Origin of the sequence: Polycyclovorans algicola TG408 (assembly GCF_000711245.1) — a bacterium.
Lineage (GTDB): Bacteria > Pseudomonadota > Gammaproteobacteria > Nevskiales > Nevskiaceae > Polycyclovorans > Polycyclovorans algicola.
On sequence record NZ_JOMH01000001.1, the window covers coordinates 305,193 to 319,801 of the forward strand.

At 64.3% G+C, this 14,609-nt stretch carries 11 protein-coding genes; 6 read left to right on the forward strand and 5 right to left on the reverse strand.

From position 1 onward, the window contains the following. Positions 1-29 precede the first annotated feature (29 nt). The 5 genes from U741_RS0101425 to U741_RS0101445 form a co-directional block, all read right to left on the reverse strand. Positions 30-1,412 carry an alkaline phosphatase PhoX gene (locus U741_RS0101425; RefSeq protein ID WP_029888714.1) on the reverse strand — a complete coding sequence of 461 codons (1,383 nt, stop codon included), beginning with the start codon at positions 1,410-1,412 and terminating at the stop codon, positions 30-32. Between the two features lie 13 nt (positions 1,413-1,425). Then, a complete protein-coding gene (locus U741_RS0101430) occupies positions 1,426-2,544 on the reverse strand; it encodes an NHL repeat-containing protein (protein ID WP_052378388.1) in 1,119 nt (372 codons plus the stop codon). 24 nt (positions 2,545-2,568) lie between these two features. After that, complete coding sequence (locus U741_RS0101435) at positions 2,569-5,376, reverse strand: TonB-dependent receptor (RefSeq protein WP_029888716.1); 2,808 nt, start codon at positions 5,374-5,376, stop codon at positions 2,569-2,571. Between the two features lie 103 nt (positions 5,377-5,479). Next, entirely contained in the window at positions 5,480-6,427 is a 948-nt protein-coding gene (locus tag U741_RS0101440) for a phospholipase A (RefSeq protein WP_052378389.1), read from the reverse strand. A gap of 19 nt (positions 6,428-6,446) precedes the next feature. Further along, the gene (locus U741_RS0101445) at positions 6,447-7,034 is read right to left on the reverse strand and encodes a type IV toxin-antitoxin system AbiEi family antitoxin domain-containing protein (protein WP_235199847.1); all 588 of its coding nucleotides are present in this window, start codon (positions 7,032-7,034) and stop codon (positions 6,447-6,449) included. A gap of 284 nt (positions 7,035-7,318) precedes the next feature. Between U741_RS0101445 and U741_RS0101450 the strand changes: the two genes are divergently transcribed. The 6 genes from U741_RS0101450 (at position 7,319) to U741_RS0101475 (ending at position 14,538) form a co-directional block, all read left to right on the forward strand. Beyond that, positions 7,319-8,611 (forward strand): adenylate/guanylate cyclase domain-containing protein, encoded by a 1,293-nt coding sequence (locus U741_RS0101450; RefSeq protein WP_052378390.1) that lies wholly within the window; start codon positions 7,319-7,321, stop codon positions 8,609-8,611. Positions 8,612-8,655: 44 nt separating this feature from the next. Beyond that, complete coding sequence (locus U741_RS0101455) at positions 8,656-9,801, forward strand: MFS transporter (protein WP_084154593.1); 1,146 nt, start codon at positions 8,656-8,658, stop codon at positions 9,799-9,801. Between the two features lie 504 nt (positions 9,802-10,305). Then, positions 10,306-11,274 (forward strand): hypothetical protein, encoded by a 969-nt coding sequence (locus U741_RS0101460; RefSeq protein ID WP_029888721.1) that lies wholly within the window; start codon positions 10,306-10,308, stop codon positions 11,272-11,274. Positions 11,275-11,336: 62 nt separating this feature from the next. Beyond that, positions 11,337-11,897 (forward strand): outer membrane beta-barrel protein, encoded by a 561-nt coding sequence (locus tag U741_RS18140; RefSeq protein ID WP_052378391.1) that lies wholly within the window; start codon positions 11,337-11,339, stop codon positions 11,895-11,897. Positions 11,898-12,113: 216 nt separating this feature from the next. Further along, positions 12,114-12,704 carry a response regulator transcription factor gene (locus tag U741_RS0101470; protein WP_161776092.1) on the forward strand — a complete coding sequence of 197 codons (591 nt, stop codon included), beginning with the start codon at positions 12,114-12,116 and terminating at the stop codon, positions 12,702-12,704. 37 nt (positions 12,705-12,741) lie between these two features. After that, a complete protein-coding gene (locus U741_RS0101475) occupies positions 12,742-14,538 on the forward strand; it encodes an ATP-binding protein (RefSeq protein ID WP_161776094.1) in 1,797 nt (598 codons plus the stop codon). The last annotated feature ends 71 nt before the right edge of the window (positions 14,539-14,609 follow it).

Genomic DNA, 14,609 nt, shown 5'->3' on the forward strand with positions numbered 1-14,609 from the left:
CACTGCCACACGACACTCAGCATCGCGTGTCAGTGCCCTGGAAACGGCCCGCTGATGGCCAGCGTCAGGCCGGTGGCCTGCTGATTGACGAACAGCGTTTGTCCGTCGGGCGCGAAACAGGCACCGGCCAGTTCCGAGCCGTTATAGGGATTGTCGGCAAACCGATAGAGGCTGCCGTCCGGGCGCACACCGACCAGACCGCAGTGACCGTCGGTGTCTTCGCAGAGCAGCAGGTCACCCCAGGGCGCGACGGTGAGGTTGTCGCAGTTGGCGAGGGCGTGCGGGTCATTGGACTCGACGAATAGCTCGATATGTCCAGGCGCCTGCCGTTCGCGCGATGTGCCTTCATGCGGACTGGGTCGGTAGCGGAACACCTGCCCCGCCTGCCGCGCGCCGCCCGAGGTGCAGGCGAAATAAAGCGCATCGTTGCCCCACCAAAGACCCTCACCGCGGGCGAACAGCGCCGCGCCGTCTGCGTGCCCGCGCTGGCGCAGGCTGTCGTCGGGTGACGTGACGTCGTCAAGGTCAATCCAGTACGCGGCGTGCGTCACCCCGGCCGGGAACGGGTGCGGACTCGACGACCAGTTGCGGGTGTCGGCGCCGTGTCGGTCTTGCAGAGCCAGCGCCTGCAAGCGCCCCCCGGCCGCGAGTTGACCCCGCTGCGCCGGCACAAAGCGATAGAGCAGGCCGTCGGGGCGGTCTTCGCTCAGGTACACGACACCGCTGCGCGGTGCGACGGCGGCGGCCTCGTGGTTGAAGCGCCCCATCGCCTTGAGCGGCACCGCCGCAACCAACTCGTCGACACTGGACGGCACTTCGAACACGTAGCCATGGTCTTTTGCGTGCCGGTCGTCGACGACGGCGGTGGACTCTTCGCAGCTCAGCCACGAACCCCAAGGTGTTGGCCCGCCGGCGCAATTGCGCTCGGTGCCGGTGAGGCTGAGCCATTGCCGCTCGGTGACGCCGCTGCGCGGGTTGTAAAGCAGCGTTGTGGTACCGCCGCAGGCCGGCTCGGCGCCGCCGGCGTCGTAAGCGCGCTCGCGGTGAATCGCTTCGAAGCGGTGATGCGACTTGCCGAAAGGCCCGCCGGATTGCCCGGTTCGACCCGGGTCCAACTCGTGATTGCAGACCAGCCGGACGTGGCCAGACGGATCGGCAAAGGCGGCCATGCCATCCGCCATGCCGGGCACCAGCAGGCCGTCGGACATCTCGTCGCCAGCACGCGCAATCACGCGGTAAGAGAACCCGGCAGGCAGATCAAGAATGCCGCCGGGATCGGTCCGCAGGGCGCCGAAGTCCATGGCCGCCAATCCGCCCGTCGCGTTGGCCGCCCACAGGCGCTCCAAGCCGAGAAAGGCGCTGGCAACGGCACCACCGCTGGCAAGCATCAGGGTTCGACGTTTGGAGTCCATTGGGCCGCTCGGTTCAGGGCGCGGGTGCCGCGCAGGTGCTGAGGTTCATTGAGGTGAGAATTTCGGTCAGATCGAAGGCCGCCACATTGCCATCATCGTGCACCGCAAAAAAGGCGCCGCCGGGGAAGCCGGGCGATGGGGTTTGCGTCATCCACACGCCGTCGGTGTTCAGGGTGATCTCGCCCGAAAAGCTGCCGTAGTACTCGAGGCTGCGGCGCTCGAAGACGTGAAAGTAATTGGCTTTCTTGCCCTGGTCAGCGGCAAACCACCAGCCGCTGCCATCGGCGCAGGTGTAAAGCGCGATGCCCTCGGGCTGGTAGTGGAACACGCCGCCGCCCATGCGCTGGCCGCTGAACTGGCCGTCCATCCGATACACCTTGATGTTGCGTTCGACCTGCTCTTCTTCGTCCGCCACCATCAGCAGGCCCTGCTGCGGATCGCCCCAGATCGATTCGACAACTTTCAGCCTGCCACGGCCAGCGGTGTCGCCAAAGCGACGTTCGCGCTGCGCGGTGAAGCCTTCTGCGGTTTCACGTAGCAGGAACTGCTGGACCCGCTTGTCGAGCTGGGCATCCGCCGGGATCTGCTCATCGGCGGTTTCGTAGTTGTCGGTGACCCAGACGCGATAGTCGTTGCTGGCGAGCTTTTGCACCCACAGACCGTACGGCTTCTGCAGGGCGTCTTCGCCGTCGCTGCCAAAATGCATCAGCGGCGCAAAATCGGGCAGGCGCATCACCTGCACGCGGCGGTTGTCACGCTCGACGATCAACGCCAGGTCATCAATCACGAACACGCCGTTGGGACGCTCGAACTGCCCCAGCGCGGTGCCGCTGGCGCCGACTTTCTGCAGCGGCTTGCCATTGACGGCGTCGTACACCAGCAGGCGGTCGGTTTCCTTGGCGGTGGCAATCAGCCAGTGCTGGCCGGCCGGGCCGTGCCATGTTGCGGCGGAGTCGACGTTGTCCTGCGGGTCGCGCTCGGTGGTGTAGCGCTCGGCCAGCGTGACCAGGCCAGCCACTTCCGGGGGCGGCGCTTCAAAAAGGTCTTCAACGTTTTCGGTGAGGCTGGCGCAGGCGCCCAAGGGGATGACCAGCGCCGTTATCAGCGCGGTGCGGAGCGTGCGATGCTTCATTGTCGTGGTCGTCGTTCTCATGATTCAGAAACTGGCCTTCAGGCCCACTTCGTAGGTCGGACCGTACTCTTCGTACTGTGAAGTGAAGCGACGGTCCTGAAAGTAGGCGTAGAAGGGTTCGTCATTGATGTTCACGGCGTTGAAGTACACCTGGTAGGCATCGGTGATCCGGTAGCTGCCGGTGATGTCGAACTGCAAATGTGCGTCTGCGTAGCGGTCGGTTTCGGGGGCATCCAGTTCGCCGATTTCATCGAGGTATTCGCTGCGGTAGGTTGCGGCCACGCGCAGGCTGACGCCGTATTTTTCCCAGCCCAGCGACACGTTGCCCAAGGTGTCGGACTGGCGCGGCAACGGCGTCTTGCCGGTGCGGAAGGGCAAGGTCGCCTCGCTGTCCACCAGCGTCAGGTTGGCCAGCACCAGAAAACCGTCGAACGGGGCGGGCAACTGCGAGAGTTTCTGCGAGTAGTTCAACTCCGCCCCGTACAGGTCGGCGCTGTCGCCGTTGACGGTGGTGATGGCCTCGTCGAAATTGGCGTACGGACCCGGCTGGCCGGCCACGTCCGACACCACGAAGAAGTCGTTGATGCGCTTGTAGAACACCCCGGCCGAGATGATCGCGACGCCGCCGGGATAAAACTCGAACGACAGGTCAAGATTGTCGGACGTCAACGGGTCGAGATCGGGGTTGCCAAACTCGGCGACGCGTTCGAAGGCGCCGCCATCCTCTTCAATTTCGATGGCCGTGCGCGGTGCCGACTGCTCAAAGCCGGGACGCGCGATATTGCGAGACGCTGAAGCGCGCAACAGCGTGCGTTCGGTAAAGGCGTACCGCAGGTTCAGGCTCGGCAGCACGTCGGTGTAGCGCTTGTCGGCGTTGAGCGGCTGAAACTCCGGGTCGCCGCTACCGCCTTCAGGGTCGATGGTCAGCTGCGTGCCGCGGGCGCTGTAATCGGTGCGCTCGACGCGGATGCCGCCGACCCATCGCGCGGCGCCAACGTCGATCCTGGCCATGACGTAACCGGCGACGATGTCTTCGTCGAGCCGGTAGTCCTCGATCAGCGAGTCGATGGCGCTGTCGTCGGCGTTTAACTCGAAGTTGGCGCGGTTGGCGTCGAAGAAGCTGCGCAACGCTTCGCGCGACAACATCGGGCCGAAAACCCCCAGTGGGTAGTCCACGTTCTGGTTGGGGAAGTCGGCAAGGCTGACATCGGCGCCGAAGCCGTCGAAGATTTCGGCGTCGGCATTGCCGGTCTTGTTGCGCAGGCGGGTTTTGGCGCCCACCTTCCAGAAGCCCGGCAGGCCGGCGAAGGTGGTGTCGCGCTTGAGGTTGAGTGCCAGTGAGGTTTCACGCTCGCGGGTGAAGCTGCTTTCCAGGGCGATCTCGTCCAGCACGAAGGTCGACCCGTCGGCAAATGCGGGGTCGTCACTGAACAGGCGCGGTTGTTTGCGGTTGGCGAGGTCGTAGCCAACATCCAGACCCTCACCGACGAAGGTTGCGCCGAGTCCGTTGGGGTTGTCTTCTTCAGCTTGGGCATAACCGAGCACGTAGTCGAGGGTGTGGGCGCCGAGCCGGCTTTCGGCACCGAGGGCGGTGCTGAGAATGGTCTGGGTCTCTTTACGGGCCTCGTTGAGCTTTTCGATCTCGCTGTCGGCAAACGCGCCGCTGTCATCGGTCAGGCCGTTGATCGCGTCGCCGTTGAAGCTGTAGACGTTGGACAGCTGCACCTCGTCATCACTGAAATCGCTGTAAAGCGTGCGCCAGTAGAGGTCGGTCTGGTCGTTGAGCAGATAGTCGAAGTTGAGCGTGGCACTGAGCCGCTCGCGGGTGATGGTGTAGTCGCGTTGCTCGGCCTCTTCGAGACCAGCGAATTCGCCGCCGGGCCCTTCAAGGCCCACGAAGCCGGGTGTCTCGACGCCGTCGGAGCCGAAGTCGCGGTCAAACCAGCTCAATGCCGCGGCGACGCCGAAGTTTTCGACGCCATCGCCAAGGTCAAACAGGCGGGTGCCAGCGACCGCGAGCTTGGGGCTCCATTTTTCGGCGAGGTCGTTGTAGCTGCCTTCGCTGCGCAGGCTCAGGCTGTTGCCGCGATCAAAGGCGGTGGCGCTTCTGAGTTCAACGTTGCCGCCCACCGAGTCGCCATCCATGTCCGGGGTCGTGGCCTTGACGATTTCGAGACTCTCAAGAAGATCGGATGAAATGACGTCGAGGTTGACCTGACGCGAATCGCCCTCGGGGCCGGGCACGCGCAGGCCGTTGACCGTGGTGCTCGACAGTGCCGGGTCGATGCCGCGAATGATGACGAACCGGCCCTCACCCTGGTCGCGGGCAATCGACAGGCCCGGCACGCGCTGCAGGGCTTCGGCCACGTTCTGGTCGGGCAACTGGCCGATAGCGTCGGCCGAGACGATGTTGCGCAGCGTGTCGGCGGCGCGCTGCTGGTTGAGTGCCCCGGCCTGACCGGCGACCTGACCGATGACCAGAATGTTGTCGATGGGCTGCACGTCGTCACCGATCAGGATGTCGAGGCGCGGCGCCTCACCCGCCACCACGGTGATGGGGGCTTGCTCAACGGGAGCGCCCAGGTATTCGACGATGACCTGATAGTCGCCCGGCGCAACATTCTTGATGCGGTAGCGGCCGTCACGCGAGGTCACCGCGCGGTTGCCGGAAGGCTCGATGCGAACGGTGGCGCCTTCGAATCCGATCTCGCCGGACTGGTCCAGAACGCGGCCGCGCAACTCCTGCGTTGCGGCGGGTGCCTGCGCGCCCAGCGGCATGGCGCACAGCATCAACAACAGAACGCCACCACCTTGGCGTGCGAGCGGTTTCATCGGCTTCCCCTGAAATGGCGCGGCGCATGGCCCGCGCGGCTAAATTTCAGGGCACGCTATCGGCCGTTCGTGAAAGACCGATGACAACCGTCAACACTCGCGATTACCGCGTAAACGCAAACCCGACGCCGATGCGGGTGATCGACCGGTCATAGTCGATGAGGCTTTCGCCGTAGCCGTGGAACAGGCTGAGCATGTAGAACATGTAACCGTCGGCCGACGGCCAGGTGTAGTTGAGCATCACCGCACCTTTGCCGGTCGACGGGTTGCCCCGCACCATCAGGTGGCCGAGGCTGCCGCCGCCGAGTTGGCGTTGCACATGCGCTTCGGCGTAGCCCATGAAACGGTGAATGTCGGGGTTGTCATCGCCCTTGGGGTCCATCGCGTCGTCCTTGCGATCTTCCGGCAGCCGATACCAGATCTTGATGTAACGCAGGTTGCGGCCCTTGGCCTGAAACGGGGTGACGTAGACCCGATTCCAGCTGCGTGACTCGGGCAGGCTCTGGCCGTTGGATTCGTGCTCCAGCCCCACATCGACTCCCCAGTGGTGCCAGACCTCGGGGTCGGGCGTCCAGCGGTAGAACACTTCGGGGTTGTAGTTGGTTTCGCGGAAGGGTCGCGAGCGGTCCTGATCGTAAATTTGCCAGAACGATTTCTGCGTGTAGCCGAAGAAGAAATTGGTGACGAACAGGCGCTGTTTAGCGCTGATCTGAAACACCATTTCGGTGTCCAGTCCTTCCACGCCACGTCCGTAGGCGACCGGCAACATGTACATCGGCCGATGGGTCGACAGGCCGCGCGAGACCGAAATGATGGAATAGGCGTTGGGGTCACGTTTGCCGATCTGGAAGCCGTCATCGGCCAGCCCGTCCTCCTCCTGCGGCGGCGGCGCGCCAGACGGAGTCGGCGCGAGGGGACTGGCCTCGAAGGGCTGAGGTCCGGCCGGTCCGAAACTTCCGTTTTCAGCCGTTTCGGCGTGCGCGCCAGTTGCCAAGGCCAGGCACAGCAGGGCGAAAAACGGGACGGATCGTGAGGTGGAGGGCGGGCGCATGGAAGGGCTCGGCAGTTGTTCAGGAAAGGGGCGTGACCAGCGCATCCAGATAAGGTCGCATGACCCGCTCGACGCGGCAGATGCGCGCGTAATGCTGCAGCCTGTCGAGGTGCACCTGATTCCGCTGCAATGCGGCGCGCAAGGCGTCGACGGCAATGTGCGGGCCAATCTTGTTGCGGAACTTGAACAGGTCGGCCAGGGTTTTTTCGAGGCTGTACACCGGCACAGCCACGCCGTGCATGACCAGTACGTCAACCCCTTCGGTGAACGCCTCATCGCCCATCCGTGCGATCCACAGACTGGGCTCGGCGAGTCGCGGCTTGGCGGCGCGGCGCTCGATGGCCAGGTCCACCGGCTGCAGCGGCATGGGCATGACCTTGTGAATTGCCAGCGCGCTGCGCAGACAGATCACGCCATTGGGCACGGCACGGGCGACGCTGGCCCATACCAGCGGTGGGTCCATGCGGACGCCGGCGGGAACGTACCGTCCGCGACCAATTTTCTTGATCAGGCCGCGCGCCAACAGGCGGCGCAGCACCTCGGCCTGGATGCCCAGCGGCGCGAGGTCGACGGGGCGCAGCACACCCTGGCGATTGGCCAGCGCCATGACCCGCTCGGAGTGACTCGAATGCATCGGCAATGACATGCGCCGGGAGTGTTGGTTTTGGAGAACTCAGCACAAAATACAATAACTCATCACTCATGTCATAGATTAAATAATTCTTATAACCAACTGTGATTGATAAGATTATTGTTGACGGCAATAAATCATTGACCGTCAAACGTTAGATGTGAAGCGTCGTCATGACACTAGGCTATCCTTGACGTCTGACTGGGATCGGGCGAACCGGCGTGGTTCAACATTATCTTTCTGCCGTTTTTGCCGTGGGGATGGCGCTCGCCTTCTGGTCGGCCGACCGCCGCTCGCCCACCAGCATCGCGCTGGCGGTGGCACTGGGTTCGTTGGGTATTTCCATCGCCCTGCAGGTGATGCTGTTCGATCCGCGATTCACCGACCTGCTGTTGCCATGGTCGGCGCCCATGGCGATCTTCGAGGGCCTGACCATCGCCGCGGTTCTGGAGTGGCTGCTGCGCTTGCGGCGCACCCTGCCGGCCGGAGCCGGGGTGAATATCCGCTTCGGTGATCGCGCCCTGCGCTGTGGGCAGGCATCGGCACTGGTTTACGTGCTGCTGTCGTTTGCCGCGCCCGAGCTGCGCGTCGAGGCGTTCTTGCAGGCCTATGATCAGCACGGCTGGGCCTTTGTCCAACAGCCGGGCTTCTGGCTGTTTGCGGCGCCGATCCTGGCCGCCACCTTTTTCGGTTTGATTGGCGTGGTGCTGCTGCTGCGCCGCCGGCCCGACCGCGCCGAAGGCGTGCGGCTGATCGCGATGAGCATCGCCGTGCCGTTTCTGGTCGCCGGCTTTGTGTTGCCCACCGACTACGCCGCCATGAGCGTGGTCCTCGGCGAGGTCTGCTTTCTGGTCGGGGCGGTGCGTTATCACGTCCTGCAGGGGCAACGCGGGCAATTCATGAGTCGCTTTTTGTCACCACAGGTGGCGCGGCTGGTCGCCGAGCGCGGGCTGGACCGCGCCATGCAGGAAAACCAGTTGGAGATCAGCGTCATTGCCTGCGACCTGCGCGGGTTTACCGCCTATGCCGGCGCGGTCGACTCCCACCAGGTGCTGCGCGTGCTGCGTGAGTACTACGACGCCGTCGGCCGCGTGGTGGGCATGTTTGGCGGCACCATCAAGGACTATGCCGGCGACGGCGTGCTGATTCTGGTCGGTGCGCCGCTACCCATCGAGCACCACGCGCGTTGCGCCGTCGAAATGGCGCGACAGATTCGCCAGGAGACACGACGGCTGATTCACCAGTGGAATGTTCCCGGCCATCCGCTGGGCATCGGCATCGGCGTTGGCACCGGCGTGGTGACCGTCGGCGTGATTGGCGCCGCCAGCCGCTTGGAATACACCGCCGTGGGCTCGACCGTAAACCTTGCCGCGCGGCTCTGCGCCGGCGCGGCCGATGGCGAGATTCTCGTCGACCAGCGCACCGTGGCCTATGTGGGCGAGACCGGACTGTCGGTGCGCGCACCGGTGCGGGTCAAAGGCATCACTGAGCCGGTGCCGCATTTCGCCCTGTTTGCCGAGCAACGCGGAGTCGAAGCGGCGCCAAGCGCCTGAGTTGTCACACGCACAGCGGCACGAGGCGATAGGCTCGCCGCTGCATGAGATCCCCCAACGACGCCCGCCAATGGCCGCTGCTGCTGGCCAGTACCCTCACCGTGATGGCCGGTGCCGCCCTGGCGCCGGCCTTGCCCACCCTTCAGGCGGCGTTTCACGACACGCCGCATGCCGACGTGCTCACCCGGCAACTGCTGACCGTGCCGGCCCTGTTCATCGTGCTGGCAGCGCCCATCGCCGGTTGGCTGGTGGACCGCGTCGGTCGGGTGCGCTTGCTGGCCGCGTCGATCCTGCTTTACGTGCTGGCCGGCAGCGTTGGTGGATTGCTGGATCGGCTGGACGCAATACTCGTCAGCCGCGCGCTGCTGGGCGTCGCGGTGGCGGGCATCATGACCAGCGTCACCACCTTGATTGCCGACTACTTTGACGGGGTGACTCGCGAGCAGGTGTTCGGGCGCCAAGGCGCATTCATGAGCTTCGGCGGCGTCGTATTTCTGATTGGCGGCGGGCTGGCGGCCGACGTGCACTGGCGCGCCACGTTTCTGGTGTACACCGTGCCCGTCATGCTGCTGTGGTGGGCCGCGCGCCTGCCCGAACCCTTGGTCAGGCAACCCCTGTCGATGGCGGTCACCCAGCGTCTGCCGCGCGTCAAGGTGGGGCTGATCTACGGCGCCGGTCTTACCGGCATGATGATGTTCTACGTCATTCCCGTGCAGTTGCCCTACCGACTGGTGGAAATATCGGGCGCCAACGGCACCGTCACCGGTTTCACCATCGCGTTGAGCAACGTGGCCGGAACGATTGCGGGGCTGTCGTTTGCGCGGTTACGGCGACACCTGCAACCACTTCACATCGTCACGCTGGTGTACGTGCTGATGGCCAGCGGTTATGTCCTGATCGGCCTCGCCCAACACATCCCGATGGTGTTGGCCGGACTGGCGCTTTCCGGGTTCGGCTTGGGACTGACCGTGCCCAACCTGTCGACCTGGCTGTCGAGCTTCACCCCACCCGAGATGCGCGGGAGGATGATGGGCGGCCTCACCGCAGCCGTCTTCATTGGGCAATTCGTGTCGCCGCTGGTCGCCCAGCCTTTCGTCGATGCGCACGGCACCGCCGGGCCGTTTCTGGCGGCTGCGGTGCTGTTGACGTTGCTGGCCGGGCTGGCGTGGGGGTTGCGGAACCGGGCCTAAGGTGTGGTCTCCCGGCGGGCATTGGGCCGGGAGAGAAATGCCTCATGGCCGCAGGTACGACTCGCGGCACGTTGGGCCGTTTTCGGAGGCGCGGTGTCGGACAGGCCGTTGGGCGCCCTACATGGGTGCGGCAAATACTGGGAAACGGTTTGGCACCACGTTGGCTGCCCCCGCACTGTTTGTCGGCGCTTGAGCCTGAACCGTCCTTCGGTACGGTTGTCGGGGCAAGGCTTGGCTCCTAGCCTAACTCTCGGGACACCAGCCCGACTGGTGAGGCGTTCGCGCAAGGGGGTTCAGGCTCATGGGGCAGCAGCGTACTCATCGTCGGCAATGGCTCGTCGTAGTGAACGCCGGTACTTCCCCGCCGACATGTTCTGCGTCTTTCTGGAGCGCTGTCAGCTGGTTCACTTCGGTCCTGTCGAGCCGTTCACCCGGCGGCCCTCTGGTGTTTCTCCTGCACCACGACCGTCGGGTTTCGCGCCTTCACGGACAAGGCGCCAGCGCATGTTGACCACGATTCGGTGGTTCCGCCTGAACGCACTGCTGGTATTGGGCGGCGTGCTCGCGGCTTGCGGTGGTGGTGGGGGCAACCCGGGCTCGGCGCCGTCGGACAGTCGGTCACTGGCGGACCGCCCTGACCGCGAGCCAGGTCTTTACCAGGTGCACGTCATCTATGCAGTGCCGTCGGATCGCCCGGATCGCCGGCTCGACGTCGACGGCACGCTGTCGGGCTCGCTGGCCTCGGCACAGGCCTTTTTTGCCGACGCAGGTGAGGGGATCGCCTTGCGTCTGGACGAGACCCTGGCGGGTGCCGTTGACATCAGTTTTCTGGCCTTGCCGCGGCCCGACGCCGACTACGCCGAGTTTGGCCTGTTCGCCCGCGAGGCCATTCAGTCCGAAGTGCTCAACGCGGGATTCAATGACGGGCGCAAGCTCTACCTCGTGTACTACGACGGCACCAACCCGGCGGCCTGCGGTGGTGCGCCGCCGCTGACGACCGGCGATCCGGTGACGGTTCTCTACCTGAACGGGCTTTCGGGCACTGCGGAGGCGTGTGAGCAGAATCCTCTGCGACGCGCCGACGAGACTGCAGGCTACTGGGAGTGGGCGGCGATCCACGAGGTGGTGCACGCGCTCGGCTTCGCCGACCCCTGCGGCCCCAACCATGCTGAGGAACGCCCCGGCCACACCGGTGACCTCAATTTTGACCTGATGTACGCGGGAACCGAGCCATGGCTGCCGACGGTTGTAGACCCCGGGCAAGACGACTACTTCGGGGCCAACGTCGCGGCCGGATGCGCCCGCAACCTGTTGCTCAGCGCGTTCATCACCCCGCAGTCGGGTGACCAGGTGCCGGTCAACTTCCGCAGCCGCGTGCCGCAGTTCATGGCGCAGTCGTCGGCAATGCCGGACGCACGTCGCGCCCATGTGTTGCATCAGGGATGCATTCTGCCGCCGCCTCAGACTGAGTAGCGCGTTGGTTGGCGACCGGTTGACACCCCGTTTTCAGTGAGTCCACCCAAGAGGAGCAGAAGATGAAGATTTCAATCGCAGGTTTGGCGGTAGCCATTGCCGTTGGTGTGATGGTGACGCCGCCGATCAGTCTCGCCCAGGCACCGCAGAGCGGCCTCTACATCGGCGGCGGTATCGGCTACAACCGTTTCGAAGGCGAAGATTTTCCCACCAGTCAGAATCAAGTCGAAGACCTTGAGGACGAGCGGGTCAGCTACAAGGGCATCGCGGGTGTAACGCTGGGGTCATTGTTCGCGCTCGAAGGCCAGTACATCCAGTTCGGCGATTTCGAGGAGGGCGCCGTCGAGGCCGACGTCACCGGCTTCACGGCCAGCGCACTGATCCATCTGCCGATCAGTTCCAATTTCAGCCTGTTTGGCAAAGCCGGCGCCCTGCTGTGGGACCGCGAGATCAGCATCAATGGGCAGTCGGCGGCCGATGACGACGGCACCGACTTCACCTTTGGTCTCGGCGCACGGCTGGCGCTGAGCCGCTCGTTGGGGCTGCGCCTCGACTACGAACGGTTCACGCTCGATGACACCGACATCGATACGGCGTCGGTCAATCTGTTGTTCCACTTCTGACACCACGCCGGGTCGTCGGTGATGGCCTGTCCGGGGTACACACCGATGCGTGTCCCCGGCGGACCGGCACCGCAGACCCTCGGCAGAGGCGAAAGGTCGGGCGCGCAGCACGGGGTGCACATCGTGATCGGGTCGGTCACGATGTGCCTACACGGGTGTCCGGACCACCGCGGCAGGTAGGGGATGACACAGCCCACCACCAGCAGCTACAGCCTGTTGTTCATCGATGACCATCCCATCTATTGCGACGGGTTGGCGTTCGCGCTGCGCCACTGGATGCCCAACCTGAAGCTGGTGACCGTGGTCAATGGCGCCCAGGCACTTGCCGTGTTGCAAGGCTGTGATGTCGATCTTGTGCTCTCCGATTACCGGCTGCCGGACGATGATGGAATTAGCGTACTGAGCCGCATCGCCGCGCGGCACCCGTCGGTCGCTCTGGGTGTGTTGTGCTCCGACGTGACCCCTCTGCTGGCCCAGAAAGCGCAGCGCATCGGCGCCGTCGCCTGTCTTTCGAAGGAGCGGGACATGGCCTCGATGGCAGAGGTACTGGGGCGCCTGTTCAGTGGCGAAACGGTTTTTGATGCGGTTCCGCTGTGCGCCACGCGCAACGGCATCAGCGAGCATCGGCTCACCATCATCCGGCTGGCGGCCGATGGCCAGTCAAACAAGGAAATTGCGCGGGTGCTGGGCATCTCCGAGAGAACGGTCAAGGATCACTGGTCGATCGTTTTCGAGCGGCTCGGCGTCGTCAACCGGATACAGGCCATCCGGCAGGCGCAGAAACAGGGACTGATCGAATCCACGTGATCACCTTCCCTTCTTGCGGCGGAGGCGGATGGCGGCGATGAACATAACCGACCCCCCTGTCGCATCACGCTCGCTGGAACAGAAGGTTCGGATCGCCTGCCTGCAGGAGCAGTACGCCAAAAGCCCGTTGCCGGCGCTTGGCGTCTGCTCGGTATCGATGCTGTGCGCCGTGCCGGGCTGGTTCTACCTGCCCCGGTCGGTGGTGGTGGGCTATCTGCTGGCAATGTTCGGCTACCAGGGCCTGATGCTGGGGCTCAGTCAGTGGGTGTATCGACAGAGGGATATCGGCCTCAGCCTGCAACAGGTGGCCTGGGCGAGTACCGCGATCTATGCGGTGAGCGGGGTCGCCATCGGCGTGTCCAGCGTGGTGCTTTACCGAATCGGTGGCGAGCCCATGTTTCTGTTTGTGGTGCTGGTGCAACTTGGGCTGGCGGCGGGCAGCCTCGGCACGTCGGCCTACCACCCGCCCAGCATGCTGGCTTATCTGCTGCCGGCAATGGGTATTTTCATCGGCGACCTGCTCCTCCACGACCGCAGCTTCACGGTTAATGTGGTCGTGGTGGGTCTGATCTTTGATCTGTTCTACGTCATTGTGATGGGCCACGAGCAATCGCGCAGCATTCACACGGCAGTGCGCCTGACCTTCCAGAACGACGATCTGCTCCGGCGCCTTCAGGTCCAGACCGAGGTTGCGCAGGCGGCTCGCCGCCAGGTTGAACGGGACAGCGAATACAAGTCGCGCTTTTTTGCCAGCGCCAGCCACGACCTCCGCCAGCCGGTGCATGCACTCAACGTCTACACCTCACTTCTCAACTCTGTCGAGACAGAAGCCGAACGCGATGAGATCGTTGAGCGTATCGGAACCTGTGTGGCAACCCTCGACGACCTTTTTGGTGCGCTGCTCACGGTATCCCGTGCCGAGGACAGCACCGAGGAGCAGGTCGGCAGGACGCCCCAGCCCCTGCAGGGGATCTTCGATACCGTCTTGCATCAGTTCGGACCATTGGCCGAACAAAAAGGGCTGTCGCTGCGCGTGGTGCCCACGTCGGTGTGGGTCAGCGGCGATCGTCTTGCGCTGGAACGACTGCTCAGCAATCTCGTGTCCAATGCCATCCGCTTCACGCCACAGGGCAAGGTTCGCATCGGCGTGCGTCGGCGTGCACTCGGCAAGGTGTCAGTGCAGGTGCTCGATACCGGGATCGGCATCGACCCTGCGCTGCGGGACCGCATTTTTGAAGAGTTTTTCCAGGCCGCCAACCCGGGTCGGCACGCCGATCGCGGGTTCGGTTTAGGGCTGGTGATCGTCAGCCGACTGGCGCGCGCACTCGACTACCGAGTTTCAGTGGACTCACGGCCGGGGCGTGGTAGCTGCTTCTCGGTGCTCGTGCCGCAGGTGCCCGAACCGAAGCAGGCGAGTGTGAAGCCGCAACCAGCGGCGAGCGGCCGCTTCTCCAGCCCGATCAGTCTGCTGCTGGTGGATGACGACCCGCTGGTTCGCGACGCGCTGACCCGACTGTTCGCCGACTGGCAGGTTGAGGCCGATGTCTGTGGTTCCAGCCACGAGGCCTATGCACTGGCACGAGAGCAAGGCAACCGTTGGGACTGCCTGTTGCTCGACCAGCGCCTCGACGAGGTCACCACCGGGGTCGAGCTCGCGGACCAGTTGCGGGGCCTGCTGCACCGCGAACTACCGGTCGCGCTGTTGACTGGCGAAGACATCGGCCCCTGGACGCTGGAAGCGCAGGCGCGCAGCTTCACCGTGTTGCACAAGCCGGTAAAGATGATCCGCCTGCGTGCCTTCATTGCCGCCAGCGCGAACCAATCTAGAAGATAAGCATGTCGAGCGGTGGCTGACCCGGACCACAGTACGGTTGTGGGGGGGCTAGGCACTTCTTAACCTGTGGA

What these genes read in the sequence shown, in the direction of transcription:
- U741_RS0101425 (WP_029888714.1), bottom strand. Translation starts at nt 1,412, where the DNA reads ATGGACTCCAAACGTCGAACCCTGATGCTTGCCAGCGGTGGTGCCGTT.
- U741_RS0101430 (WP_052378388.1), bottom strand. Translation starts at nt 2,544, where the DNA reads ATGAAGCATCGCACGCTCCGCACCGCGCTGATAACGGCGCTGGTCATC.
- U741_RS0101435 (WP_029888716.1), bottom strand. Translation starts at nt 5,376, where the DNA reads ATGAAACCGCTCGCACGCCAAGGTGGTGGCGTTCTGTTGTTGATGCTG.
- U741_RS0101440 (WP_052378389.1), bottom strand. Translation starts at nt 6,427, where the DNA reads ATGCGCCCGCCCTCCACCTCACGATCCGTCCCGTTTTTCGCCCTGCTG.
- U741_RS0101445 (WP_235199847.1), bottom strand. Translation starts at nt 7,034, where the DNA reads ATGGCGCTGGCCAATCGCCAGGGTGTGCTGCGCCCCGTCGACCTCGCG.
- U741_RS0101450 (WP_052378390.1), top strand. Translation starts at nt 7,319, where the DNA reads ATGGCGCTCGCCTTCTGGTCGGCCGACCGCCGCTCGCCCACCAGCATC.
- U741_RS0101455 (WP_084154593.1), top strand. Translation starts at nt 8,656, where the DNA reads ATGAGATCCCCCAACGACGCCCGCCAATGGCCGCTGCTGCTGGCCAGT.
- U741_RS0101460 (WP_029888721.1), top strand. Translation starts at nt 10,306, where the DNA reads ATGTTGACCACGATTCGGTGGTTCCGCCTGAACGCACTGCTGGTATTG.
- U741_RS18140 (WP_052378391.1), top strand. Translation starts at nt 11,337, where the DNA reads ATGAAGATTTCAATCGCAGGTTTGGCGGTAGCCATTGCCGTTGGTGTG.
- U741_RS0101475 (WP_161776094.1), top strand. Translation starts at nt 12,742, where the DNA reads ATGAACATAACCGACCCCCCTGTCGCATCACGCTCGCTGGAACAGAAG.